Origin of the sequence: Micromonospora globbae, from assembly GCF_003610785.1 — a bacterium.
GTDB classification, from domain to species: domain Bacteria; phylum Actinomycetota; class Actinomycetes; order Mycobacteriales; family Micromonosporaceae; genus Micromonospora; species Micromonospora globbae.
The window spans coordinates 302598-327044 of record NZ_RAQQ01000003.1; the positions used below are offsets into that span (position 1 = coordinate 302598).

At 74.8% G+C, this 24447-nt stretch carries 24 protein-coding genes; 13 read left to right on the forward strand and 11 right to left on the reverse strand.

Annotation, left to right across the window (positions count from 1 at the left end):
- Positions 1-8 precede the first annotated feature (8 nt).
- Entirely contained in the window at positions 9-302 is a 294-nt protein-coding gene (locus D7I43_RS05775; protein ID WP_120327333.1) for an antibiotic biosynthesis monooxygenase family protein, read from the reverse strand.
- Positions 303-815: 513 nt separating this feature from the next.
- Between D7I43_RS05775 and D7I43_RS05780 the strand changes: the two genes are divergently transcribed.
- Positions 816-1814 (forward strand): TerC family protein, encoded by a 999-nt coding sequence (locus tag D7I43_RS05780; protein ID WP_120327334.1) that lies wholly within the window; start codon positions 816-818, stop codon positions 1812-1814.
- Between the two features lie 91 nt (positions 1815-1905).
- Here the strand turns inward: D7I43_RS05780 and D7I43_RS05785 are convergent, their stop codons facing one another.
- On the reverse strand, positions 1906-2823 hold the full coding sequence (locus tag D7I43_RS05785) for a C40 family peptidase (RefSeq protein WP_120327427.1): 918 nt from the start codon (positions 2821-2823) through the stop codon (positions 1906-1908).
- A gap of 57 nt (positions 2824-2880) precedes the next feature.
- The gene (locus D7I43_RS05790) at positions 2881-3978 is read right to left on the reverse strand and encodes a mandelate racemase/muconate lactonizing enzyme family protein (RefSeq protein ID WP_120327335.1); all 1098 of its coding nucleotides are present in this window, start codon (positions 3976-3978) and stop codon (positions 2881-2883) included.
- Between the two features lie 43 nt (positions 3979-4021).
- Between D7I43_RS05790 and D7I43_RS05795 the strand changes: the two genes are divergently transcribed.
- Positions 4022-4855 (forward strand): tyrosine-protein phosphatase, encoded by an 834-nt coding sequence (locus tag D7I43_RS05795; protein ID WP_120327336.1) that lies wholly within the window; start codon positions 4022-4024, stop codon positions 4853-4855.
- Here the strand turns inward: D7I43_RS05795 and D7I43_RS05800 are convergent.
- Both D7I43_RS05800 and D7I43_RS05805 read right to left on the reverse strand, forming a co-directional pair.
- Complete coding sequence (locus tag D7I43_RS05800) at positions 4821-5525, reverse strand: lysoplasmalogenase (protein ID WP_120327337.1); 705 nt, start codon at positions 5523-5525, stop codon at positions 4821-4823. The two genes, D7I43_RS05795 and D7I43_RS05800, sit on opposite strands and share 35 nt — an antisense overlap.
- 102 nt (positions 5526-5627) lie before the next feature.
- A complete protein-coding gene (locus D7I43_RS05805; RefSeq protein WP_120327338.1) occupies positions 5628-6335 on the reverse strand; it encodes a TetR/AcrR family transcriptional regulator in 708 nt (235 codons plus the stop codon).
- A gap of 106 nt (positions 6336-6441) precedes the next feature.
- Between D7I43_RS05805 and D7I43_RS05810 the strand changes: the two genes are divergently transcribed.
- Complete coding sequence (locus tag D7I43_RS05810; protein ID WP_120327339.1) at positions 6442-7371, forward strand: NAD-dependent epimerase/dehydratase family protein; 930 nt, start codon at positions 6442-6444, stop codon at positions 7369-7371.
- Positions 7372-7541: 170 nt separating this feature from the next.
- Here the strand turns inward: D7I43_RS05810 and D7I43_RS05815 are convergent, their stop codons facing one another.
- Positions 7542-8399 (reverse strand): serine hydrolase, encoded by an 858-nt coding sequence (locus D7I43_RS05815; RefSeq protein ID WP_120327340.1) that lies wholly within the window; start codon positions 8397-8399, stop codon positions 7542-7544.
- 72 nt (positions 8400-8471) lie between these two features.
- Here D7I43_RS05815 and D7I43_RS05820 point away from each other — a divergent pair, with 72 nt between their 5' ends.
- On the forward strand, positions 8472-9140 hold the full coding sequence (locus D7I43_RS05820) for a class I SAM-dependent methyltransferase (RefSeq protein WP_120327341.1): 669 nt from the start codon (positions 8472-8474) through the stop codon (positions 9138-9140).
- Between the two features lie 302 nt (positions 9141-9442).
- Here the strand turns inward: D7I43_RS05820 and typA are convergent, their stop codons facing one another.
- Positions 9443-11311, reverse strand: coding sequence for a translational GTPase TypA (typA, locus tag D7I43_RS05825; protein ID WP_120327342.1), 1869 nt, complete (start codon positions 11309-11311; stop codon positions 9443-9445).
- A 137-nt stretch (positions 11312-11448) separates the two neighbouring features.
- Here typA and D7I43_RS05830 point away from each other — a divergent pair, with 137 nt between their 5' ends.
- Both D7I43_RS05830 and D7I43_RS05835 read left to right on the forward strand, forming a co-directional pair.
- A complete protein-coding gene (locus D7I43_RS05830) occupies positions 11449-12855 on the forward strand; it encodes a DedA family protein (RefSeq protein WP_120327343.1) in 1407 nt (468 codons plus the stop codon).
- Between the two features lie 36 nt (positions 12856-12891).
- Positions 12892-13770, forward strand: a complete 879-nt coding sequence (locus D7I43_RS05835; RefSeq protein WP_120327344.1) for a lytic transglycosylase domain-containing protein — start codon at positions 12892-12894, stop codon at positions 13768-13770.
- Here the strand turns inward: D7I43_RS05835 and D7I43_RS34050 are convergent.
- Positions 13764-15953: an MMPL family transporter gene (locus D7I43_RS34050; protein ID WP_120327428.1), complete on the reverse strand. Its 2190-nt coding sequence runs from the start codon at positions 15951-15953 to the stop codon at positions 13764-13766. The two genes, D7I43_RS05835 and D7I43_RS34050, sit on opposite strands and share 7 nt — an antisense overlap.
- Before the next feature lie 108 nt (positions 15954-16061).
- On the opposite strand from D7I43_RS34050, the gene D7I43_RS05845 reads away from it, so the two are divergent.
- From D7I43_RS05845 to D7I43_RS05860, 4 genes are all read left to right on the forward strand, one after another.
- Positions 16062-16574, forward strand: a complete 513-nt coding sequence (locus D7I43_RS05845) for a MarR family winged helix-turn-helix transcriptional regulator (RefSeq protein WP_120327429.1) — start codon at positions 16062-16064, stop codon at positions 16572-16574.
- 355 nt (positions 16575-16929) lie between these two features.
- Positions 16930-17865 (forward strand): hypothetical protein, encoded by a 936-nt coding sequence (locus tag D7I43_RS05850; protein ID WP_120327345.1) that lies wholly within the window; start codon positions 16930-16932, stop codon positions 17863-17865.
- A gap of 107 nt (positions 17866-17972) precedes the next feature.
- Entirely contained in the window at positions 17973-18548 is a 576-nt protein-coding gene (locus tag D7I43_RS05855) for an ArsR/SmtB family transcription factor (protein WP_120327346.1), read from the forward strand.
- Positions 18545-19837 carry an MFS transporter gene (locus tag D7I43_RS05860; protein WP_204985160.1) on the forward strand — a complete coding sequence of 431 codons (1293 nt, stop codon included), beginning with the start codon at positions 18545-18547 and terminating at the stop codon, positions 19835-19837. The genes D7I43_RS05855 and D7I43_RS05860 overlap by 4 nt, the downstream gene beginning before the upstream one ends.
- Before the next feature lie 48 nt (positions 19838-19885).
- On the opposite strand, the gene D7I43_RS05865 is transcribed toward D7I43_RS05860, so the two are convergent.
- Positions 19886-20089 (reverse strand): cold-shock protein, encoded by a 204-nt coding sequence (locus D7I43_RS05865; protein ID WP_120327347.1) that lies wholly within the window; start codon positions 20087-20089, stop codon positions 19886-19888.
- A gap of 172 nt (positions 20090-20261) precedes the next feature.
- Between D7I43_RS05865 and D7I43_RS05870 the strand changes: the two genes are divergently transcribed.
- Both D7I43_RS05870 and D7I43_RS05875 read left to right on the forward strand, forming a co-directional pair.
- Positions 20262-20957, forward strand: coding sequence for a class I SAM-dependent methyltransferase (locus tag D7I43_RS05870; RefSeq protein WP_120327431.1), 696 nt, complete (start codon positions 20262-20264; stop codon positions 20955-20957).
- Positions 20958-21045: 88 nt separating this feature from the next.
- Positions 21046-21669 (forward strand): DedA family protein, encoded by a 624-nt coding sequence (locus tag D7I43_RS05875; protein ID WP_120327348.1) that lies wholly within the window; start codon positions 21046-21048, stop codon positions 21667-21669.
- Positions 21670-21739: 70 nt separating this feature from the next.
- Here D7I43_RS05875 and D7I43_RS05880 read toward each other — a convergent pair whose 3' ends face one another.
- Both D7I43_RS05880 and D7I43_RS05885 read right to left on the reverse strand, forming a co-directional pair.
- On the reverse strand, positions 21740-22393 hold the full coding sequence (locus tag D7I43_RS05880; RefSeq protein ID WP_120327349.1) for an MBL fold metallo-hydrolase: 654 nt from the start codon (positions 22391-22393) through the stop codon (positions 21740-21742).
- Between the two features lie 7 nt (positions 22394-22400).
- Entirely contained in the window at positions 22401-23117 is a 717-nt protein-coding gene (locus tag D7I43_RS05885) for a maleylpyruvate isomerase family mycothiol-dependent enzyme (protein ID WP_120327350.1), read from the reverse strand.
- A gap of 173 nt (positions 23118-23290) precedes the next feature.
- Between D7I43_RS05885 and rsgA the strand changes: the two genes are divergently transcribed.
- Positions 23291-24370, forward strand: coding sequence for a ribosome small subunit-dependent GTPase A (rsgA, locus tag D7I43_RS05890; protein WP_120327351.1), 1080 nt, complete (start codon positions 23291-23293; stop codon positions 24368-24370).
- The last annotated feature ends 77 nt before the right edge of the window (positions 24371-24447 follow it).

Genomic DNA, 24447 nt, shown 5'->3' on the forward strand with positions numbered 1-24447 from the left:
TGCCGGCCTCACGCCGGCACGTCGAGGAAGTGCTCGACGACCGGCGGGTTGGCGAAGTGCGGCCCGATGAGGGCGCGCCACTGCGTGAACCGCTCGGTGGCGCGGAAGTTGTCGTCGTGCGCCTCGACCGAGTCCCACTCGACGAGCAGCACGAAGCGGGTCGGGGACTCGATGCCCCGGGTCATCCGCACCGAGCGGCAGCCGGGCGTGCCCGCGAGGATGGGGTGTCCCTGGGCGTACGCGGCCGCGAACGCGTCCTCGTGGCCGGGCAGGACGTCGATCAGCGCAACTTCGAGCACCATGCCGGAAGCCTCCCACGCCGCCGGTGCCCGCCGCGGGGCGGGTGGCCCCGCCACGTCGAGCTGCCCCAGATCTGGGGCAGCTCGACAGGCACTCGCGGCCGGACGCCCCACGGGGGGTCGGTGGGGTTCTCGCCCCGCCGCCCCGGCCTGCACCGCCCCCGAGCCGCCGCTCCCACCCCACAGCCCAGTCTCCTAGGACGCCCTGCCGGATGTGAGAACGGTAACCGCACCGCGCTCCGGACGACCGTGCGTGGCTGGTGCCACCGACGCCCGGCGTGCGGTCACCCGACCACGTGCGCCACAATGGTGATCGAGGAGGGGAGTATTCCCCCGTGGCGGAGTCGTCAGCACGGTCGACCACCCGAGGTGGCGCGACCCGGCCCCGCCGGTCACCACCCCTCGTGGTGACGGAAGAGACCTCCGACAGTCACCACAGCGAGCATCGCCGGCACGCCGCACGCCCATCGGGCGTACGGTGTGCCGGTCGCCGCGTGTCTGCCGGAGGAATGAACGTTGGACGTGTCCGGGCTGGTCTGGGCGGGAACGCTCGTCGCACTGATCGCGGTCCTGCTGGTCGACCTGCTCATCATCGGCCGCCGCCCGCACGAGCCGAGCGTGCGCGAGTCGAGTCTCTGGGTCGGCTTCTACGTGGGCCTGGCGCTGCTCTTCGGCGCGGGCCTGTGGTTGTTCTCCGGTGCGAGCGCGGCCGGCCAGTTCTACACGGGCTGGTTGACCGAGTACAGCCTGTCGGTGGACAACCTGTTCGTCTTCGTGATCATCATGGCCCGGTTCGGCGTGCCCCGGCCGTACCAGCAGAAGGTGCTGCTCATCGGCATCGTGCTGGCGCTGGTCATGCGGGGCGGGTTCATCGCCGCCGGCGCCGCGCTGATCTCCCAGTTCTCCTGGGTCTTCTACATCTTCGGCGCGTTCCTCATCTACACCGCCGTCAACCTGGCGCGGCAGGGCGAGCCGGACGAGGACGAGTTCTCCGAGAACGTGCTGATCCGCTGGAGCCGCAAGGCGCTGCCGGTCTCCCGCGGCTACGACGGGGCGCGGTTCACGACCCACGAGAACGGCCGTCGCCTGTTCACCCCGATGCTGATCGTGATGATCGCGATCGGCACCACCGACCTGATCTTCGCGCTGGACTCGATCCCGGCGATCTTCGGGATCACGCAGGAGGCGTACCTGGTCTTCACGGCCAACGTCTTCGCCCTCATGGGGCTGCGGCAGCTCTACTTCCTGCTCGGCGGCCTGCTCGACCGGCTGATCTACCTCAGCTACGGCCTGGCCGTGGTGCTCGGCTTCATCGGCGTCAAGCTGGTGCTGGAGGCGCTCGCCGACAACAACCTGCCGTTCATCAACGGCGGCGAGCACGTGGCCTGGGCCCCGCACATCCCGATCTGGCTGTCCCTGCTGGTCATCGTCGGCACGCTGCTGGTGGCCACGGCGGCGAGCCTCGTCAAGTCGGCCCGGGACCGGCGCCGCGCACTCGCCGAGGCGCGCGGCTGAGCGCACGGCGCGGGCTCATGGCCGCCGACGCGGGCGGATGACGTGCGGCGGGGCGCCTCCCGGGAGGCGCCCCACGTGCGGGCGGCGAGGGTCAGACCCGGTGGGCGCCGACGAGGGTGGCGACGCGGTCGGCGGGCAGCTGTTCCTCGAGCACCCGGCGCTGCCGGTAGCAGGCGTGCAGCATCCGCCGGTCGCCGCCGTCGCGGGGTTCGGCCGTGACGATCCCGATGTGGTGGATCTTCCGGCCGGGGCGGGCGAAGAAGTAGAGGTCGCCGGGGCGTTCGTCGCCCAGCGCCAGCGGGGTGGTGGCGTCGGCCTGGTCGTCGGCGTCGCGCGGCAGCCGTACCCCGAAGCGGCGCCAGGCCAGGTGCACCAGGCCCGAGCAGTCGATGCCGTACGCGGAGACCCCGCCCCAGATGTAGACCACGTGCCGCAGCCGTTGCGCCACCGCGAGGACCTCCGCGGCCGTCGGCGGGTCCGCCGGCAGCGCGGCGAGATGCGCCTCGGGCAGCCAGAGCGGGTCGGCGTGGCCGGGGGCGTGCACGGGCCGCCAGCCCTCGCGTGCCGGGCCGGCCGCCGCGAGCCGGGTGCCGAGGATGACGCCGGGCAGCACGACGGGACCGTCGGGGGCGGCGTGCAGCGCGCTGGCCACGGCGTCCACCACCATCGGAGTGACGCCGTCGGCCGCCGGAGCCGGGGCGAGCTGGTCGGCGGGGAGCCAGCCGGGATAGCCGCGCGGGTCGAGCTTGGCGGCGGGCTGCTCGACGGCGATCACGTGCGCCCAGCCGTCCGCGCGGACGTCGGTGACGAGGACCCGCTCACCGAGCAGCAGCTGGCTCAGCACGCAGTCGCCGACCTGCTGGTCGCTGTCCATCCCCGAGATCCATCCCGGAATGTCGGTGCGCGCGGCGAGGGCGGGGCGGTCCACCGGTCGTACCGCCTCGGGGGACTTCCAGAGTGTCGCCACCGCGACCCGGACGACGGCCTCGCGGCCCGGTTGCAGCTCCACGTCCACCCCCACCTCGTGCCTCCGCTCCCGCGACCCTATGAAAGAAATCAACGAGCCTCAACCGACCGTCTGAATGTTTGCTTCAGCGACCGACGTGACACCGAGCCCCGGAGCGTCGGGCAGCACCACGGTGGCGCCGTCGTAGCGGATGCCGCCGCGGACCGGCGAGTCGGCCAGCCACCATGCGGCGTCGAGGTCGGACACGGCGCTGGTGCCGTACGCGGCGACCAGGCTGGCCGCCGCCCCGATGCCGATCCCGCTCTCCATCATGGATCCCACGACCGTGCCGAGGCCGTGCGCCGTGGCCAGGTCGAGCAGGGTGCGCGCCGGGTGCAGGCCGCCGCACTTGGCGAGCTTCACGTTGACGAGGTCGGCCGCGCGGCGGCGGATCACCTCGACGAGGTCGCGGACCCCGAAGACCGCCTCGTCGGCGAGGATCGGCACGTCCACCCGGTCGCTGACCCAGGCCAGCCCGTCGAGGTCCCACCGGGGGACGGGCTGCTCGACCAGCTCCACGTCGAGGCCGGCGTCCTCGATCCCGCGGATCACCCGCACCGCCTCCCGCGGGGTCCAGCCCTGGTTGGCGTCGAGGCGGATCCGCACGCCGGGACCGACGGCGGCGCGGACGGCCCGGACGCGGTCCAGGTCGCCGGCCGCGTCCGTACCGACCTTGAGCTTGAGCACGTCGAAGCCCTCGGCGACGCGCCTGCGGGCGGTGTCGGCGAGGTCGGCGGCCTCGCCGGCGGCGAGCGTGACGTCGGTGGGGACGGTGAGCGTCGTGCCGCCGAGCAGCCGGGCCAGCGGTACGCCGAGCCGCCGGGCCGCGAGGTCGTGCAGCGCGACGTCGACGGCCATCTTGGCGGCCTCGTTGCCGACGACCGCGCGCCGCACCTGCGTGCAGAGGGCCACCAGCTCGTCCGGGTCGCGGCCGGTGAGCAGCGGGCCGAGCAGCTGCCGGACGCACGCCTCGGAGCCCTCGATCGACGCGCCGGTCACCTGCCACACCTGCGGCGCCTCGCCGAACCCGGAACGGCCGTCGGTGTCGACCACCTCGACGACGAGGGTGTCCACGGTGGTGGTACGGCGCAGCGCGGTGACGAACGGGGTGTGTAAGGGGGCGGTGAGCCGGTAGGTGCGTACCGCGGCGATCGTCATGTGCGGCACCCTATACGCAGGGCTTGGGCGAAGGGGCGGCCGGATGAGCGAGGGTGGCGAGCGGACCGTGGAGGAGCCGGCGGGCGGGCGGGAATGGGCGCTCGTGGGCGCGCCGAACGCGCGTGACCTGGGCGGGCTGGTCGGCGCGGACGGCCGCCGGGTGCGGACGGGCCGGTTGATCCGTACGCCGGCGCTGGGCCGGTTGACCGACGACGACCTCACGGTGCTCGGCAAGCTCGCGCCGGCCTGCGTGATCGACCTGCGGGACGCCTCCGAGATCGCGGTGGCGCCGGCGGACCGGCTCGTCGGCGAGCCACGGACGGTGCACCTGCCGGTGCACGATCCGGAGCACCCCGTCTTCACGTACGTCTCGGCCGTGCTGCTGGGGCACGACCTGACGGCGTACGCCGAGCTGGCCCGGCAGGGTACGCCGGCGGCCATGGCGGCGATCTACCGCTGGTTCGTGACGGGGGAGTCGGCGCGGGCGGGCTTCGCCGAGGCGGTGCGGCTGGCGGCCCGGCCGGAGAACCTGCCGCTGGTGTACCACTGCTCGGCCGGCAAGGACCGCACCGGCTGGCTCACGGTGATCCTGTTGACGGCGCTCGGCGTCGACGAGGAGGCGATCCGGGCCGAGTACCTGCGTAACAACGCGCTGACCGAGAGCCTGCGGGCGGTGCTCCTGGAGGCGATGCGCCGCCGGCAGCCGGAGCTGGACGTCGAGGCGGTGCTGCCGGTGCTGGAGGTGCGTCCGGAGTACCTCGATGCCGCCTACGACGAGGTGCGCCGGGTGCACGGCTCGGTCGAGGCGTACCTGCGCGACGGGCTCGGGCTCACCGACGAGGTCATCGCGGCGTTGCGGGCGCAGCTGCTGGAGTGACCGCCCGGCGGGGCGCGGCCGGGGGTGGGGCGGCCCGACCGGTGACGATCAGCGCCTGCCCGGCCGCGTACGTGGCCATGACCAGCACGGGGGCGCCGGGCGGGTCGAGGACGCCGGCCACGCCGGTGGCGATCAGCAGGTCGGAGGCGAGGAACAGCGCGCCGCCGAGGCCGACCCGCCAGCCGTGGGCGGCCGCCGTGGTGGCCATCGTGGACAGGGCGAGCGCGTAGCCCGTGACCGGGACCGCGAGCCCGGCGTCGGTGAGCCCGGGCCACATCCAGGCCAGCGCGGCGGCGGTCAGCAGCCCGTACGCCAGGGGGACGGCGAGCAGCGGCGGGCGGCGCAGCGCGGCGGCGGCGCCGTGCCGGGTGAAGGCGGCGACGTAGCACAGGTGCGCGCCGAGGAAGAGGGCCATCCCGGTGAGGAACCAGCCGGTGCCGGTGCCGAGCAGGGCGACGTCGCCGCCGGTGGACAGGGCCAGCGCGGCGAGGATCAGCCGGGGCGTGCGCCGGCCCTGCGCGGTGGTGGCCTGCCAGAGGTGGGCGGCGAGCAGCGGCATGAGCAGCGGCTTGGTGACCAGTTCGGCGACGCGGTGGTCGGCGGCGTTCGCGAGCAGGTTCGCGGCGGCCACCGCCACGAAGGCGGCCAGGAGGAGACGGCTGCGGGGCATCGGCGGCTCCGGGGTGCGGGGTACGGGCAGCCTACCGGCGGGTAGGCGTCCGCGCCGTCCGTCGATCGGCCCCGTGGTGACGTCGCTGGGCGGAGGCCGGGGTCAGGGCAGGCCGTACTGGTCGGCGAGCGCGTCGATCTCGGCGTGGAGCAGCGCGGCCGGGTCGAAACCCATCCCGGCGAAGAGGCCGACCGTGGCCAGCCCCAGGACGCCGTGCAGGCGGGCCCAGACGGTCACCGCGCCGGTGAGCGCGTCACCGGCGTCGCCGTCGGGAGCGAAGGCGCGTACCCAGGCGGCGACGGCCGGCGTGGCCTCGGCCCACCGGACCAACTGGTCGCGCACGTCGGCGGCACCGGTGCCGGGGCGTCCCTCGGCGAGGACGGCCAGGAAGGGGCCGAGCACGGCGCGGGCCCGGTCGACGGTCTCCGGGGGCGCCTGGTAGGTGGGGCTGGGCGGCCCGGTGAGCAGCAGGTACTTCTGCGGGTGGGCGAGGGCCCAGTCCCGGTAGGCGGCGGCGAGGGCGTGCAGCCGGTCGCGCGGGGAGGCGTCGCGGCTCGCCTCGGCCGCCGCCGCCACCGCGGTGGCCACCTCGGCGTACGCGTCGAGGATCAGCTCGGTGAGCAGGTCGTCGCGGCTGGCGAAGTACTTGTACAGGGCCGGGCCGGAGACGCCGAGGCGCTTGGCGATGCCGGTGAGGGCCACGGCCCCCGCCCCTCCGTTCGCGACCTGGTCCAGCGCGGCCTGCTTGATCTCGGCGCGTACCTGCGCGCGGTAGCGCTCGCGGGGACCACCGGCCCTGCCTTCCGTCACGGCATCCCTCCCGGGTCGGGGACCGCGTGATGTGCGGCACCTCGACGCGCAGTCTAACTTCGGTTAGAGTCTCTAACCAGAGTTAATATGACTAACAAGGACGGAACTGCACGTCGTCCTCGGCACCGGCCCCGCCGGCACCACGCTCGCCGAGCACCTCATCGACATCGGCCACCGCGTCCGCACGGTCAGCCGCACCGGCGAGCCGGTGGTCCCGGGCGCCACGGCGGTCGCCGCCGACCTCACCGACCCCGCCCAGGCCACGGCGGCAGTGGCCGGTGCACGCGTCGTGTACCACTGCGCGAACGTCGCCTACGCCCAGCAGGTCGAGGTGATGCCGCGGATTCAGCGCGCGGTGCTGGCCGGCGCCGCCGCGGCCGGGGCACGCCTCGTCGTGCTCGACACGCTCTACCCGTACGGGCCGACCGGCGGCGCGGTGATGACCGAGCAGACGCCGTGGCGGGCGGTCAGCCGTAAGGGACGCATGCGGGCCGACCTGGACGCCGCGTACCTCGCCGCGCACCGGGACGGGCTGCTGCCGGTGGTGATGGGCCGCTCGGCCGACTTCTTCGGCCCCCGGGTGTTCAACTCCAGCCTCGGCGGGGCCGTCTTCCCGGCCGCGCTGGCCGGGGGCACGGTGCTCGCCCTCGGCGACATCGACCTGCCGCACAGCTACAGCTACCTGCCGGACGTGGCCGCCGGCCTGGCCCGCCTCGGCGCCGACCCGGCGGCCGACGGGCGGGTGTGGCACCTGCCCACCGCACCGGCCCGCAGCACCCGCGAGGTGCACCGGCTCATCGCGCAGGAGGTCGGTCACCCGCTCACCGTGGAGGTGCTCGACGCGCCGCGCCCGTGGGGGCCGTTCGACGAGAGCTTCATGCGGGAGTACGCGGAGCTGTTCTACCAGTACGAGGAGGCGCAGGTGATGGACTCCTCCGCGTACGAGGCGCACTTCGGGGTCCGGCCGACGCCGCTGCCGGAGGCGGTGGCCGCCACCGTCGACTGGTTCCGCGCGGCGCTGGCCACCCGCCCCTGAGCATCCCGGCGGCACCCGTGCGCGCCGGATCGCACACGTGCGCCGCGGGCGGCCGTGTGGCCGCGCGTCGTGTTGTCCGAGGCGCGCCGGGCCGTGCGTACCCTCCCGGCTGGCCCGGATCGCGCGCGGGGCGCGGCGTACGGCCGGTTCCCGGCGGGGGTGGCCGCGGCCTACAGGTCGTGGCGGGCGGCCCACACCCGGGCGGAGACGTCGGCGATCAACTGGCAGGCGTCGTCGTCGGCGTCCCCGCTCGGACCCCCGTCGGCGAGGTCGGTGGTGGTGCAGACGACGATCGCGTACGGGGGCGCGTCGTCGGGGAACACCACCCCGGCGCCGTGGCGGACCCCGCGCACCCAGCCGTTCTTGTGGGCGATGCGGGTGCCCGGAGGCAGGCCGGCGGCGAGGTCCTCCCGGTGCTCCTGCGCGACGAGCACATCCAGCATCTCGGCGCACGCGGCCGGCGAGGCGAGCGCACCGGCGCGCTCCGCGCCGGTGGCGAGGGCGCCGAGCAGGGCGGCCAGGTCGGCGGCGGTGACCAGGTTCGTGATGCCGTCGTCGCGGGCGGCGAAGTCCTCGATGCCGCGGCCGGTGACGCTGTGCCGGGCGCCGACGAGCCGCCAGACGTCGGCGACCGCGGGCAGGCCGACGTGGCCGATGACGAGGTTGGTGGCGAGGTTGCTGGACCGGACGATCATCCGGTGGGCCAGCCAGCGCAGCGGCGCGCTTCCGCCGAGCCGCTCCCAGACGGCGTCGTCGTTGTCGTAGTGCCGGGCGCAGGAGAAGCGGGGCGCCCCCGGCAGCGCCGAGTCGAACTCGTTGACCACGGGCACCGGGGCGCCCAGGTCGAGGGCGCCCGCCTCGGCGGCCCGGTGCAGCGCGACGAGCACCGCCACCTTCATGGTGCTGGCCGCGTAGTGGGTGGCGTCCGCCGCGCGCGTCCAGGCCGGCGGGGCGTCGAGCCGCCCCACGTGCGCCGAGACGGTGCCGGGCACCCGCGCCAGCCGGTCGTCGAGATCGTCCCACGTCATGCCGGTGACCGTAGCGGATCATGGCGGGGCGCGGGGCTGCGGGCACGGCCGCCGCGGGTCTAGCGTGCGGGAATGACAACCGCCGCGTACGACGCCATCGCCGACTGGTACGAGGAGTACGCCTCCGACACGGCGTCCGGATACATGGACCGGGTGCGGGACGTCCTGGCCCGGCTGCTGGGCACCGGCCCGGGGCGCTGCCTCGACGTGTGCTGCGGCACCGGCGCGCACTCCGCCGAGCTACGCCGGCTGGGCTGGGACCCGGTGGGCGTCGACCTGTCGTCGGGGCAGCTGCGGCACGCGCGCGTACGGCTGCCGGTGGCCCGGGCCGACGCGACGGCCCTGCCGGTGCGCGACGCCGCCGTGCCGGCCGTGGTGTGCGTGCTCGCCCACACCGACATGCCGGACTACCCGGCGACCATCGCCGAGGCGGCCCGGGTGCTGGCGCCGGGCGGCCGGTTCGTGCACGTCGGCGTGCACCCCTGCTTCTGCGGCGCGTTCGCCGACCGGTCCGACCCGGAGCGGATCGTGGTCGACGGCGGGTACGCGGAGCGGGAGCACACCTTCCGGAGCTGGAACTCCACAGGGGTGCGGGCCCGGGTGGGCGCCTGGCACCTGCCCCTCGGCGGGTTGCTCACCGCCGTCGCGGACGCCGGCCTGGTGCTCACCGGTGTCGAGGAGTCCGGCCCCGGCCCGATCCCCGACGTGTTCGCCCTCCAGGCCACCAAACCAACCCCCTGACGCCCAGCCCCCGGCCCTCCCGTCCCCGGCCCCCCGTCCCCCCGTCCCCCGGCCCCCCGTCCCCCTGGCTCCCCGCCCGGCCCTCCGGCTCCCTCAGCCCCGCCGGTGATCATGACGTTAGCGGGCGAGTTGATCTCCAAAACGCCCGCCAACGTCATGATCACCGGGGCCGAAGGAGGGCGCGGGGCCGAAGGAGGGCGCGGGGCCGAGGGGGGCGCGGGGCCGAAGGAGGCGGCGCCGGGCGGGACGGTGGAGCCCGGGCCGCCCGAAGGGCGACCCGGGCTCCGCGGGGCTGGGGAGGCTCAGCCGGCGTGCTTGCGGCGGGCGGCCAGGCGGCCCCGCTGCGTCTGGTCCAGCACGACCTTGCGGATGCGCACCGCGGCCGGCGTGACCTCGACGCACTCGTCCTCGCGGCAGAACTCCAGCGCCTGCTCCAGCGACAGCTTCCGCGGCGGGATCAGCTTCTCGGTCTCCTCCGCAGTGGAGGAGCGCATGTTGGTGAGCTTCTTCTCCTTGGTGATGTTGACGTCCATGTCGTCGGAGCGGGAGTTCTCCCCGACGATCATGCCCTCGTACACCTCGGTGCCGGGCTCGACGAAGAGCTGGCCGCGTTCCTGCAGGTTCGTCATGGCGAACGCGGTGACCACGCCGGCCCGGTCGGCCACGAGCGACCCGGTGGCGCGGGTACGCAGCTCGCCGAACCACGGCTCGTACGACTCGAAGACGTGGTGCAGGATGCCGGTGCCCCGGGTCTCGGTGAGGAACTCGGTGCGGAAGCCGATGAGGCCCCGGGCGGGGACCAGCCACTCCATCCGGATCCAGCCGGTGCCGTGGTTGACGAGCTGCTCCATGCGGCCCTTGCGGGTGGCCAGGAGCTGGGTGATGGCGCCCAGGTACTCCTCGGGGGCGTCGATGGTGAGCCGCTCCACCGGCTCGCAGGTCCGCCCGTCGATCTCCCGGGTGACCACCTGCGGCTTGCCGACGGTCAGCTCGTACTGCTCCCGGCGCATCTGCTCGACGAGGATGGCCAGCGCCAGCTCGCCGCGGCCCTGCACCTCCCAGGCGTCCGGCCGCTCGGTGGGCAGCACCCGCAGCGACACGTTGCCGATGAGCTCCTTGTCGAGCCGGTCCTTGACCATCCGGGCGGTGACCTTGGCGCCCTTCACCCGGCCCACGAGGGGGGAGGTGTTGGTGCCGATGGTCATGGAGATCGCCGGCTCGTCGACGGTGATCAGCGGCAGCGGGACCGGGTTCTCCGCGTCGGCCAGGGTCTCGCCGATCATGATCTCGGGGATGCCGGCGACCGCGATGATGTCGCCCGGCCCCGCCGACTCGGCGGGCTTGCGCTCCAGGCCCTCGGTCATCAGCAGCTCGGAGATGCGTACCCGCTGGGTGCTGCCGTCGGTGCGGCACCAGGCCACGGTCTGACCCTTGCTGATGGTGCCCTGACGGACGCGGCAGAGCGCCAGCCGGCCGAGGAACGGCGAGGCGTCGAGGTTGGTGACGTGCGCCTGCAGCGGCGCGCCCTCCTCGTACGCGGGCGGCGGGATGGTGTCCAGCAGGGTGCGGAACAGCGGCTCGAGGTTGTGGCTGTCGTCCGGCACGGCGCCGTCGGCCGGCTGGGTCAGCGAGGCGATCCCGTCGCGGGCGCAGGCGTACACGATGGGGAAGTCGATCTGCTCCTCGTCGGCGTCCAGATCGAGGAAGAGCTCGTAGGTGTCGTCCACGACCTCCTTGATCCGGGCGTCCGGCCGGTCCACCTTGTTGATCACCAGGATGATCGGGAGGCGGGCCTGCAGGGCCTTGCGCAGCACGAAACGGGTCTGCGGCAGCGGACCCTCGCTGGCGTCCACCAGCAGGATGACCCCGTCGACCATGGTGAGGCCGCGCTCCACCTCGCCGCCGAAGTCGGCGTGGCCGGGGGTGTCGATGATGTTGATGGTGACCGGATCCGAGCCGTCGGCGGGCAGGTAGTGCACGCCGGTGTTCTTGGCGAGGATCGTGATGCCCTTTTCCCGCTCCAGGTCCATGGAGTCCATGACCCGTTCGGCCACCTCGGCCCGGGCGCTGAACGCGCCGGCCTGCCGCAACATGGCGTCGACCAGGGTCGTCTTGCCGTGGTCGACGTGGGCGATGATGGCGACGTTGCGGAGGTCGGTGCGTAGCTGCATACCCTCCATACTCTCCTGTCCGCGGTCGCCGGGCACGCCTCGGGGTGAACCCCCGGATGTGCCCGGATCTCTGGTGAAACTCCTGTCCCAGCCGCTGCGGCGGCTGGCATGCTGACCCTCGTGTTCATGGGGGCCGAGTGCACGACCTGCTGACCGTCCTGCAGGGTCTGCCGCCCCTGCTCATCTACCTGGTCGCCGCGCTGATCGTCGCGGGGGAGACCGCCGTGATCTTCGGTCTGGTGGTGCCGGGAGAGGCGACCCTGCTGCTGGTCGGCTTCCTAGCGTACGCGGGGACGCTGCGGCTCGCGCCGGCGCTGCTCGTGATGATCGTCGCGGCGGTGATCGGGGACACACTGGCGTTCCGGGCCGGCCGCCGGTACGGGCCGCGGCTGCGGGCCAGCGGGCTGGGCACGCGGGTCGGGCCGGAACGCTGGCAGCGGGCGGACGGGCTGCTCAACCGGCTCGGCGGCCGGGGGGTCTTCGCGGCCCGCTGGATCGCCTTCGTCCGGACGCTCGTGCCCCGGCTGGCGGGCGCCGCCGGGATGCCGTACCGGCGGTTCGCCCCGTGGAACCTGGCCGGTGTCGTGGGCTGGGTGGGCGGCTCGGTGCTGGCCGGATACCTGGCCGGCGAGTCGTACGAGACGGTGTCCCGGCTGCTGGGGCGGGCCACCGGCGCGGCACTGGTGCTGCTGGCCGCGCTCGCGGCCGTGGTGCTGGCCGGCCGCTGGCTGGGGCGCAACCCCGACCCGGTCCGGGCGCTGCTGTCCCGGGCCACCGCCCTGCCGCCGGTGCGGTGGCTCGCCGGCCGGTACGGGGTGCTCTTCTTCCTGCTCGCCATGCGCATCGGCCCCGGCTGGACGCTGCTGCTCAACCTGGTGACCGGCCTGCTGCTGCTCTTCGCCGCCGGTCTCGCCTTCACCGCGCTGCTGCAGTACGTGGTGCGCAACAGCGGGTTGTCCCTGGTCGACGACGCGATCGCGGGGTGGTTCGCCGACCGGCGTACCCCCGACGCGGTCGACGCGGTGCACGCGACCGTGTCCGTGCTGCGCGGCCCGGTGCTGATCGCGCTGGTCGCCGTGGTGGCCGCCGTCCTGGCCTGGCGGCGGCGGTCGTGGCGGGCCGACCTGCTCGGCCTCGTCGGCACGGTGGGCGCGTTCGTCCCGCTCGTGGTGCTGGCCGTCGCCGCCGGCCTGGCCGGCGGCGACGGGGCCGGACCGGGGGTCGGCTTCCCGACCCAGACCGCCGTGGTGACGGCGAGCCTCTGCACGCTGGCCTGGCTGCTGTCCCGGGGGGCCCGCTGGCCGGTGGCGGTGGCCGCCTGGACGGGTGCCGCCGCCGGGGTGGTGTACCTGGCCGGGGCCCGTCTCTACCTGGGCCTCAGCACGGCGAGCGGCGCCGTCGCCGGAATCCTGCTCGGGGTGCTGTGGACGGCGGTGTTCATGGTCGCCTGGGCCACCCGCGACCGGGCGGTCGGCGGGACGGGGCGGTCGACGTCCGCGCCGGACCGCCCCGAGGGGCAACGGCACCCGGTCGAACCCTGTTAGGGTGCGGCGACGTCAACGGGGGGAAGGGGCGCCGGCATGCGTCGTCGGGCGGTGCGGACAGGCGCGGCGGTGATCGCCGGGCTGCTGCTGGTCACGGCGGGGGGATGCGCCGACGAGGGTGCCCGGCCCCAGGAGCTGCCGGTGGCGGCGGACGTTCCCGTGGTGGTGTCCGGGGAGGCCTCGGCCGAGCCGGCGGAGCTGGCCGCGCCATCCGTCCCGGCCGAGGAGGGGATGGGCACTGCGCCGACCCGCTCGCCCAGCGCCTCACCGAAGCCGAAGCCGAAGCCGAAGCGCACGGCGGGACCGCGCCCCACGCCGAAGCCGCCGACCGAGACGCAGGTCCCGCCTCCGCCGCCCAGGCCCGCGCCGACCGGATGCAAGCCCACCTACCAGGGTGACGAGGCGAGCCGGTCGCAGGTCAAGGCGGCCCTGTCCGACGCGGCGGCGCGGCAGTACTGGCCGGTCTCGGCGCCGGAGATCAAGATCCCGCTGAACCTGCTGAAGGCGACCGCCTGGCAGGAGAGCGGCTGGCAGTCCCACATCGTCGCGTGCGACGGCGGCGTCGGGTTGATGCAGGTTATGCCGGCGACCGCGGAGTGGATGAACCAGCGGTTCGAGCAGAGCTACGACATCGACGACTACCGCGACAACGCCTACCTGGGTGGCACCTACCTGGCCTGGCTCACGAAGTACATCGGCGACATGTACTTCGACGCCAACGAGAATCCCTACGACCTGAGCGCCGACCTGTGCACGAGCGAGCTGAACTCGTGCCTGTTGAACGCGGTCATCGCGGCGTACAACTACGGCCACGGCGCGGTGGCCCGCGAGGGCGAGCCGTTGACCATCCCCAACCCGCAGTACGTGCGCAACGTGCGGGCCCTCATGACCGAGTGCGTCTGCCTGGACTACTGACCCGCGGGGGCGCCCTCGCGGGCCGGCGTCGCGCCGTCCGGCGGGCCGGACCCCGCGCCGTCCGGTGGGCTGGACCCCGCGCCGTCCGGCGGGTCGGACCCCGCGCCGGACGGCGCCGGATCGGCCTGCCGGGCGAGCGCGCCGGGCCACCAGAACCACCGGCCCAGCAGCAGCACGATGGCCGGCACCAGGAGCGTGCGCACCAGCAGCGTGTCCAGCAGGACGCCCAGGCCGACGATGATGCCGATCTCGGTGAGGGTGACCAGCGGCAGCACCCCGAGCACCGCGAACACGGCGGCCAGGAGGACGCCCGCGCTGGTGATCACACCGCCGGTGACGGCCAGGGAGGTGAGGATGCCCTGCCGGGTGCCCGCGCCGGCGGCCTCCTCCCGGGCGCGGGCGGCGAGGAAGATGTTGTAGTCCACGCCGAGCGCCACCAGGAACAGCAACGACAGCAGCGGCACGCTGGTGTCCAGCGCCGGGTAGCCCAGGACGTGGGTGAAGAGGAGGACGCTCGCCCCGAGCGCCGCGAAGAAGGTGCCCACCACGGTGGCGACGAGCAGCAGCGGCGCCACGAGGGAGCGCAGCAGCACCGTCAGCACGAGCAGCACCACGGCGAGGATCAGGGGTACGACCACCCTCAGGTCGCGTACGGCCGCGTCCCGGGTGTCCAGGTTGGCGGCCACCGTGCCGCCGACCCTGGCGTCGGCCCCGGGCACGGCGTGCACCCGGTCGCGCAGCTCACGGATGGTGTCGTAGCTGGCCGCGCTGTCCGGCTCGGCGGCGAGCACCACGTCCACACCGACGAGGTCGGCGGTGCGGCCGGAGGGCCGGGCGCTGGCGACGCCCGGGGTTCCGGTGATCGCCGACAGCAGCGGCTCCTCGGCGGCGGCCCGCCCGACGACCACCGTCGGGTCGGCGGCGCCGGCCGGGAAGTGGCGGCTCAGCGTACGCAGGCCGTCGATCGACTCGGCCTGCACCCGGAACTGCTCGGTCTTGCTGAGTCCCAGTCGCGCCCCGGCGAGCCCACTGCTGAGGACGACCAGCAGGATCAGCACACCGGCGAGGACCGCCCGGGGCCGGCGCGCGACCACGGCACCGACCTTCGCCCAGCCGCCGGCGCGGGTCGGCTCGGGCTGGCCGGGCCGGGGCACGAACGGCCAGAACAGGCCCCGCCCGCACACCGCGAGCGCGGCGGGGAGGACGACGAGGCCGTACAGCGCGGCCGTGGTGATGCCGACCGCGCCCGCGACCCCGATCGCCCGGTCGTTGCGCAGCACCGCGACGGTCAGCGTCAGCAGGCTCAGCACCACCGTCGTGGCGCTCGCGGCGACCGCCGGACCGGCGGAGGTCAGCGCCCGGCGCAGCGCCTCGCGCCGGTCGGGGCGGCGGCGCAGCTCCTCGCGGTACCGGGCGATGAGCAGCAGCGCGTAGTTGGTGCCGGCGCCGAAGACGAGCACGTCGACGATGCCGGTGGTGGAGGGGTCGATGGGCAGGTCGACGGCGCGACTGAGCACGGCGATCAGCCCGTTGGCCGTGACGTCCGCGGCGCCGACCACGGCCAGCGGCACGAGCCAGAGCCAGGGGCTGCGGTAGGTGACGATCAGCAGCCCGGCCACCACGGCGACGGTCACCAGCAGCAGCGTGAGGTTCGCGCCGTCGAACGAGGAGGCCACGTCGGCGCGGAAGCCGGCGCCGCCGCTGACCTGGGCGGTCAGCCCGGACGGGAGCCCCTCGCGGGCGGCGTCACGCAGCCGGTCGACGGCGTCGGTGACCTCGTCGGGTGACGCGTCGGCCGGCAACGGTACGGCGAGCAGCGCCGCGGACCGGTCGGGGGAGAGGACCGGCGGGGAGATCGGCCCGGTGGCGACCGGCGCGAACGCGCGGACGTGGACCCCGATCGCCGCCTCGTCGCCGGCGTCGAGCGGGGCGCCGTCCCGGGAGTAGACGACCAGGGCCGGGTTGACCCGCCCGCCGGGCAGCTGGCGGGCGAGCGCGGCGGCCTCGACCGACTCGGTGCTCGCCGGCAACGCCCCGGTCGGGTCGTTGCTCGTGCGCGCCTCGCCGCCGAGCGAGACGACGGCGCCGGAGAGGGCCAGGGCGACCAGCAGGACGAGCCAGGCACTCCACCGGCCGGTGACCGCCGCGGAGAACCGGCGGCCGGCCGCGCGCAGAGGCTCCATCATTTCTCCCGCCCATCAAGTATCTCGATGGTCGAGATTATCGGCACGTGAACTATGCTGCAAACCGAACGAGCGACGGGGGTGACACGGTAGGTGACGGCGCACGGCATGTACCGGCCGCGCGACACCCCGCGCGAGCGCCTGGTCGCCGACATCATCGGCGACCTGCGGCGTTACTCGACGGACGCGCACCACATCGGGCACGCCTTCGCCGCCCTGCACGGCCTCAACGCCACCGATCTGCAGGCGCTGGTCGCGGTGATGGACGCCGAACTCGTCGGCGACCCGATCACACCCGGCCGGCTCGGGGAGCACCTGAACCTCTCCTCGGGCTCCGTCACGGCACTGGTCGACCGGCTGGAACGCGCCGGCCACCTCCGCCGGGACCGGGACGCCACCGACCGGCGCAAGGTCCTGCTGCGGTACGCCGACCCGGGCGCCGCGCTCGCCATGGCGTTCTTCCAGCCGTTGGGCCGGCGTACGGACGCCGTCACGGCGGCCTTCAGCGACGACGAGCTGCGGGTGGTGCACCGGTTCCTGCGCGCGATGGTCGAGTCGATGCGGGAGCACCGCGACGAGATGCGGGCCCGGCGCGTCGATCCCTCCCGCCGCCCGTCCTGACCGGCGTCCGTCCTGACCGGCGTCCGTCCCGACCGCGGCCCGTCCGGACCGGCGTCCGTCCCGGTTGGACGGCCGCCCCGCCACAGTGGACATCCCGCGCGCCGCTTCACGGTGAGTGACGGACTTCGGGTGCGCCACCGCGTGCGGCGGTGTGTCGCGCCGTGTCCGCAGTGGCGGGTTGGCGCCGTCCAACGTGAACGTGAAACGCTCTGACCTGGGCGTTTGCCTGATGGCCGGGCTATGGTTGGGGCAACGCCCGGCGCCGTGCGGTAACCGGCCGGGCACGCGCACCGCCTCGCCCGATGACGCGACGTAACGCTGCGCCCGGCCCCCGGCCGACTGGAAGGGGGAACTGATGACCCGGGCTCCGGCGAACCTGATGGCCGTACGCAGCCTACTGCTCACCCACCTGAACATCGACAAGGACAGGACCCGTGACGCGGACCTGGAGCCCGCCGAGGTCGGGATCGTCGGCGACCCGAACCACCGCGGCGGCTACCACTGCGGGTCCGACCGGGTGGTCGCCAACGACTACTCGGTCGTCGAGTCGCCTCGCGACCGGGCGGGGCTGACCCTGGACGCGGCCGCGCTCGACGTCGGCCAGTTCCGGGTCACCTCGGCCGGGCGTACGCACGACCTGCGCAGCTTCTCCGTCTGGTGCGTGGGGCAGTGCGCCGCGAACGCCCCGGACACCCGGGACATCCGGGAGATCATCTACAGCCCGGACGGCCGGACGGTCCGGCGGTGGGACCGGCTGCGCCGGCGCAGCAGCGGCGACGACTCGCACCTGTGGCACACCCACTTCAGTTTCTTCCGCGACGCGATCAAGGCGGGCCGGGACCAGACCCCGCTGTTCCGCCGGTACCTGACCACCATTGGACTCCTGGAGGACGACATGGCCCTCACCGAGGCGCAAGCGCGGCAGCTCGCCGATCTGCACCGAATGGTCAACAAGTTGCTCAAGGCCAGCCTGGTCCCCGGCCCGGAAGGCCAACCGGACAACGCCGCGACGTGGTGGCTGCGCTCCATCGCGGATCGGGACGACCCTCTGCTGCGCAAGTACTTCCCCGACTGGCCGGCGATGGCCGGGCCCGGCCTGGCCCAGCTGGGGGCGCAACTGGCCGCGCTGCAGACCGTCCTGAGCCAGTTCGCCGGACGCGACTTCACGGACGAACCCGCGATCGTGGAGGGCGTGCTGGCCTCGCTGACGCCGGAGAAGATCGCCGAGGCGATCCCCCCGACCATGGCGCAACAGGTCGCGGAGGAACTCGCCCGCCGGCTGGCCGCCTGAGGCGCGGCGGGCCGCCCCGGCCCCCGGGGTGGCCCGCCCGCCGATCGGCAACGACTATTCCGCAATAGCTCTTGCGCAACTGGTGTTGTCCACGTCAGGATCGGCGCATGGAGAACCGCGACGTACGCCAGGTCACCGACTCGCGGGTACTGGCCGCCCTGTCCCACCCCCTGCGCCGCCGCCTGATGGACGTGCTCAAGGTGCACGGCCCCACCACGGTGGGCCTGCTGGCCGAACGCACCGGGCAGGCACCGGCCAATGTCAGCCACCACCTCAAGGTGCTCGCCGCCGCCGAGCTGGTCGTGGAGGCCCCCGAGCTGGCCCGCGACCGCCGTGAGCGCTGGTGGCGGCTCGTCAGCCGGGGAGTCCGCTGGTCGAGCGCGGACTTCGACGACGACCCGGCCGCCCGCGCGGTGGCCGACGCGGCCATCTCACTCAACCTCGACCGGCAGGTCACGCTGGCCCGCGTCTGGCACGCGGCCGACGAGGCGACCCATGCGGCCTGGGGCGACGGGCCCTTCTCCACCGACCGCTGGCTGCGCCTCACCCCCGAGGAGCTGGCCGAGCTGGGACGCGAGCTGAACGACCTCCTGACCCGTTGGGGGGACCGCGAGATCCCGGACGACGGGCGGGAGCGGCATCCCGTCTTCGTGTTCGCCCACGGCGTCCCGGCCCAGCCGTGACCGCCCTCTCCGCGACCCGTCCGGGGTCCGTGCCGGCCGGCGGCCTGTTCCGGCACCGGGACTTCCGGCTGCTCTGGGCCGGCCAGGCGGTCAGCAGCGTGGGCAGCAACGTCACGGCGGTGGCGCTGCCCCTCGTCGCGGTGGCCGTGCTCGACGCGAGCGCCGCGCAGGTCGCGATGCTCACGGCGGCGGCCTGGCTGCCGTGGCTGCTCGTCGGTCTGCCGGCCGGCGCCTGGGTCGACCGGATGCGGCGCCGCCCCCTCATGATCGCCTGTGACCTCGTCTCGGCGCTGGTCTTCCTCAGCGTGCCGGTCGCGGCCCTGGCCGGGATGCTCACCATCGCGCAGCTGTTCGTCGTGGCGTTCGCCGCCGGGCTGGCCCGGGTCTTCTTCGAGACCGCCGACCAGGTCTACCTGCCCGTCCTGCTGTCCCCGGCGCAGGTGCCCGAGGGCAACGCGAAGCTGCAGGCGACCCAGACGGCGAGCTACGTGGTCGGGCCCGGCCTCGCCGGGCTGATCGCGCAGGCCGTCGGGGCGGTGGCCGCCCTGGTCCTGGACGCGCTGACGTTCCTCGCCTCCGCCGCCTGCCTGGCCCGGATCCGCACGGCGGAACCCCGGCCGGCGCGCGCCGCCGGCGGGCGGTCGCTGCGCCGGGAGATCGCCGAGGGCGTACGGTTCGTCGCCCGCGACCCGTACCTGCGGGTCATGACCGTCTTCGGGGCCGCGAGCAACGTCGGCCTGGTCGGCTACCAGGCCGTGCTCGTGGTGTTCCTGGTCCGGGAGGTCGGGCTCGCCCCGGGCGCGGTCGGCCTGCTCGTCGCGGCGATGAGCGCCGGGGGAGTCGTGGGCGCGTTGCTGGCCACCGTGGTCGGTCGCCGCGTCGGCACCGCGCGCGCCATGCTGCTCGGCGCGGCGCTCAGCGGGCCGCCCGCCCTGCTGATCCCGCTGGCCGGCCCGGGTGCGGCCCTGCTCCTCCCGGCCGCCGGCGGGCTGCTGCTCAGCCTCGGCGTGGCCGTCAACAACGTGTTGAAGGGCACCTTCCGGCAGACGTACCCGCCGCACCACCTGCTCGGCCGCGTCACGGTGAGCATGCAGCTGCTCAACTACGGCACCATCCCGCTCGCCGCGCTGCTGGCGGGCACGCTGGCGGCCACGTTCGGCGTGCGCGTCGCCATGCTGGCGATGACCGGCTGGCTGGCGGTCACGCCGCTCATCCTGCTCGGCGGGCCGCTGCGCCGCCGCCGGGACCTGCCCGCGACGTACCCCGCGGATCCCGTGCCGGCGCCGTGAGACACCGCGGCGGCGGCCGGAGCCCCGACCGCCGCCGCGGGTGGGGAACTACATGGGGCGGACGTTGTCCGCCTGTGGTCCCTTCTGGCCCTGGGTCACCTCGAACTCGACCTTCTGCCCCTCGCTCAGCTCCCGGTAGCCGCTGGCTTGGATGGCCGAGTAGTGGACGAATACGTCCGGGCCGCCGCCGTCCTGCTCGATGAAGCCGAAGCCCTTTTCCGAGTTGAACCACTTAACCGTGCCGGTTGCCATGCGTCTCTCCCTGTTCACAGCGGGTGATCTCCGGCGTCTGGCCGATGATCGCCCTGTACCTCCCCGACAGTAACCGGCCAAACCGTCATCCGCCGGGCGAAGTGCCGCAGGTGACCGGGTGAACTCGTCCGGTGACCCGCCGAAACCGGCCCCGCCGCACCGGACCTGCGGCATGCTTGCGCCGGTGAGGGATCCCGCGACGGCCGCGCTGGTGGAGCTGGAACGCGAGATCGGCGCGCCGGGAGGCGGACCGGACCGCCTGCGGCTGGCGCCCACCCCGTTCGTCCCCGAGGTGCGGCTGCACGTCGCGGAGGACCCCATCCTGTGGTGGGCGCGGATGGAGGCGCACGCCGGGCGCCGGCTCCCCCCGCCGTACTGGGCGTCGGCGTGGGCCGGCGGGCAGGCGCTCGCCCGACACCTCCTCGACCACCCCGACCTGGCCGCCGGACGGCGGGTGCTCGACCTGGCCGCGGGATCGGGGCTCGTGGCGATCGCCGCCGCCCTCGCGGGAGCGGCGCAGGTGACGGCGAACGACATCGACCCGTACGCCGTCGCCGCCGTGACCGTCAACGCCCGGGTCAACCGGGTGCGGGTCGCCGTCACGGCCGACGACCTGCTCGACTCCGCACCGGCCGGCACCGACCTGCTCGTCGCCGGGGACGTGCTCTACGACCGGGCGCTGGCCGACCGGATGCTGCCCTTCCTCGCCCGCGCCGCGGCCGGTGGCGCCGACGTGCTGGTGGGCGACCCGGACCGCGGCCACCTGCCGGCCGGCCGGCTGGCCGTGGTCGCCAGCTACCCGGTGCCCACCACCGAGCCCACCGTCGGGTCCCCCGTCCGCCGGGTGCAGGTGCTGCGACCCAGGTGAGATCAGGGTCCACCCCGAGGTGGAGTCAGGGGGCCGTGGGGGATCAAACCGGAGGTGCGGGTGGCGCGCCGCCGATAGCGTACGGATCATGGCGGACTGGTTGGCCCAGGTCGGGGAGATGCCCACCACCCTGTTGGTGGGGGTGCTCGGAGTGGTCATGCTCTTCGACGCCGTACCCCTGCTCGGGGTGCTGGTGCCGGGCGACGTGGCGATCCTCGCCGCCGTGGGGGTGGGCCGGCCCGCGACGGGGCTGGCCACCTTCGCTGCCGTGGTCGGCGGCTGCGTCGCCGGCTGGTCGCTGAGCTTCCTGGCCGGCCGCCACTACGGCGAGCGGCTGCGCCGCAGCCGCCTCGGCGGCTGGATCGGCGAGTCCCGCTGGGCGGCGGCCGAGGCCGTGCTGCACCGCGGTGGCGGCCGGATGATCCTGGTGGCGCCGTTCCTGCCCGTGTTCAACGCCCTGCTGCCGCTGGCCGCCGGCGGGCTGCGCATGTCGTACCGGCGGTTCGTCGGCTGCGCGGCCCTCGGCGCCGCCGGCTGGGCCGGGCTCTACCTGGTGCTCGGCACCGCGTCCCGGTCGGTGGCCGGGCTGCTGCCCGGCGAGTCCAGCCCGATGCTGGCCACCATGGCGGTCGGGCTGGTGCTCGCCGGGATCGTGCTGCTGGGCACCCGCCGCCGGCTGCGCGCGATGACCGACGGCGACACCGCCGCCTGAGCCCGGGGCGCCACCGGCGGTCGCGGCGGCCGGCCGGGACGGCCACGCGCCGAGGGCGGCCGGGCGGCGGTCACCAGCCGCGGGCCCGCCACTGCGGCAGCGCCGGCCGCTCCGCCCCGAGCGTGCTGTCCTTGCCGTGGCCCGGGTAGAACCAGGTCTCGTCCGGCAGCCGGTCGAACAGCTTGCGCTCGACGTCGCCGAGGAGCATGGCGAACCGCTCCGGGTCCTTGTCCGTGTTGCCCACCCCACCGGGGAAGAGGCTGTCGCCGGTGAACAGGTGCGGCGTGCCGGCCGGGTCCCGGTAGAGCAGGGCGATCGAGCCGGGGGTGTGCCCGCGCAGGTGGATGACCTCGAGCGCGCAGTCGCCGACGGGGACGCTGTCGCCGTCGGTGAGGGTCTCCGCCTCGATCGGCAGGCCGGCGGCGTCGTCGGCGTGCACGAGCGCCCGCGCGCCGGTCTTGGCCACCACCTCCTCCAGCGCCACCCAGTGGTCCATGTGCTGGTGGGTCGTGACCACGGCGGCGAGGCCCCGGTCGCCGATCAGCTCCAGCAGGCGGGGCGCCTCGTTGGCCGCGTCGACCAGCACCTGCTCGCCGGTCGCCCGGCAGGTCAGCAGGTAGGCGTTGTTGTCCATGGGGCCCACCGAGAGCTTGCTGACGGTGAGCCGGTCGAGCTCGCGCACCGCCGGCGGGCCGCCGGGGGTCACGTCTCCGCTGTAGGTCATCGGGTGTCTACATCCATTCCGGTGGGTTCGGCAGGGGGCCGTCGGGGGTCACGGTGAGCGGTTCGGCGCCGCCGCGGCCGATGAGCCAGGCGGCGAGGTGCGGTGCGGGACCGGCGACGACGGGGGCCTGCGCGCGCTCACCGATCACCAGTTCGTGTCGGGAGCCGTCGAAACGCAGCACCATCGCCGGCACGCCGGGCCGGCCGACCAGGTCGGTGGCGACCTCGTGCAGCAGCCGGTGTGCGAAGGCGTCCGGCCAGTCCGCCGCGCGGCGTCCGGCCGCCAGGTCCACGTGGTGCACCTCCAGCTCCCGCAGCCGGCACCAGACCAGCTCGGCGGCGACCTTCGGCCCACCGGGCGTCTCCACCGTCGCGGTCCACGCCGCCGCGGGCATGGCGGCCACCGCCTCGGCGAACCGGTCGGCCGAGCGGCGCAGGTCGTCGAGGTGCGCGTCCGGCGCCCGGGCGGCGCCCGCCTCGATGTCGGCGGCCCGGACGGCCGGCGACGCGTACATGGGCCGGGGCTCGCCGGTGCGGGCGGCGGTGAGCAGGTTGACGAAGCCGTCGGCGTTGCGGGCCAGGTGGGCCAGCACGTGGCCGCGGGTCCAGCCCGGCAGCAGCGACGCGGCGGCGAGGTCGGCCTCGTCGAAGGCGGCCGCGGTGCGCAGCAGACGCGACGTCGCGTCCTCCACCTCGCCGGTCAGCAGCAGCGGGTCCGTGGTCACGTACCGACCCTAGCGGTACGGCCGCGCGGCGTCGCCGGGGAAATGGGTTTCGGCGCGGCTGCGCGACCCCTACCGTCGGCGGCAACGCGGCACCGGACGTCGGGAGGAGGTGGGGCTCATGCCGGTCGAGGCACGCGTGTTCCGCCATCACCTCCGACACCGATGAGGATGCCATGAGAATCGATCTGACCGCCCTCGGCTGGGACGCCGGGTGGGCGGCCCACGTACGTCGACGCACCGACCACCGCCCGGGCCGGGTGACCCGGGTCGACCGGGGCGTCTGCACGGTGCTCTGCGCCGAGGGCCCGGTCCGTGCCAGCACGGGCGGGGCGGTGCTGGCGGCCGCTGCCCGTGACCTCACCAACCTGCCGTGCGCAGGTGACTGGGTGCTCGTCGGCGCCTGGCCGGACGGGCGGCGCACCGTCGAGGCCGTGCTGCCCCGGCGTACCGCCCTGGTGCGCCGCACGGCGGGCAAGGACGCCAGCGGGCAGGTGCTCGCCGCCAACCTCGACGCCGCCGCGGTGGTCGAGCCGGTCCACCCGGAGCCGGACACCGGGCGCATCGAGCGCCTGCTGTCGCTCGTCCACGAGTCGGGCGCCCAGCCGCTGGTCCTGCTCACCAAGGCCGACCTGGCCGCCGATCCGGGCGCGGTCGCCCGCCAGCTCGCGGCGGTCGCGCCGGGGGTGCCGGTGCTGCCGGTGAGCGCCGAACGCGGCGCCGGCCTGGCGCCGCTGCGCGCCCACGTCGCGCACGGGCGCACGCTGGGCCTGCTCGGGCCCTCCGGGGCCGGCAAGTCGAGCCTGGTGAACGCGCTGGCCGGCGCCGTGGTGATGCCCACGCAGGCGATCCGGCGGGTGGACGGCAAGGGCCGGCACACGACCACGTGGCGGTCGCTGGTGCCGGTGCCGGGCGGCGGCGCCGTGCTCGACACCCCCGGGGTACGGGCGGTGGGGCTGCTCGACGGCTCGGCGGGGCTGGACCGGGCCTTCGCCGACATCGCCGAGCTGGCCACCGGCTGCCGGTACGCCGACTGCGCCCACGACGGCGAGCCGGCCTGCGCGGTGCGCGAGGCGCTGGAGAACGGCGAGCTGACCGCCCGGCGCTGGGAGAGCTGGCGCCGCCTGCAGCGGGAGGTGGCCTTCGAGAGCCGCCGGCGGGAGGCGCGGCTGGCCGCCGAGCGGCGGGGCGGATGGCGCGGCGCCCGGCGGCGCGCGAACCGTCCCGCGCGCCCGCCCTCGCCGGGTGGGCTCTGACCCGGCCGACCGGGCTGAGCTGGGGGAATGCGCGGGCGCAGAGAATTGTCGTACCTCGGGGCTAGAGTTGCCGAGGC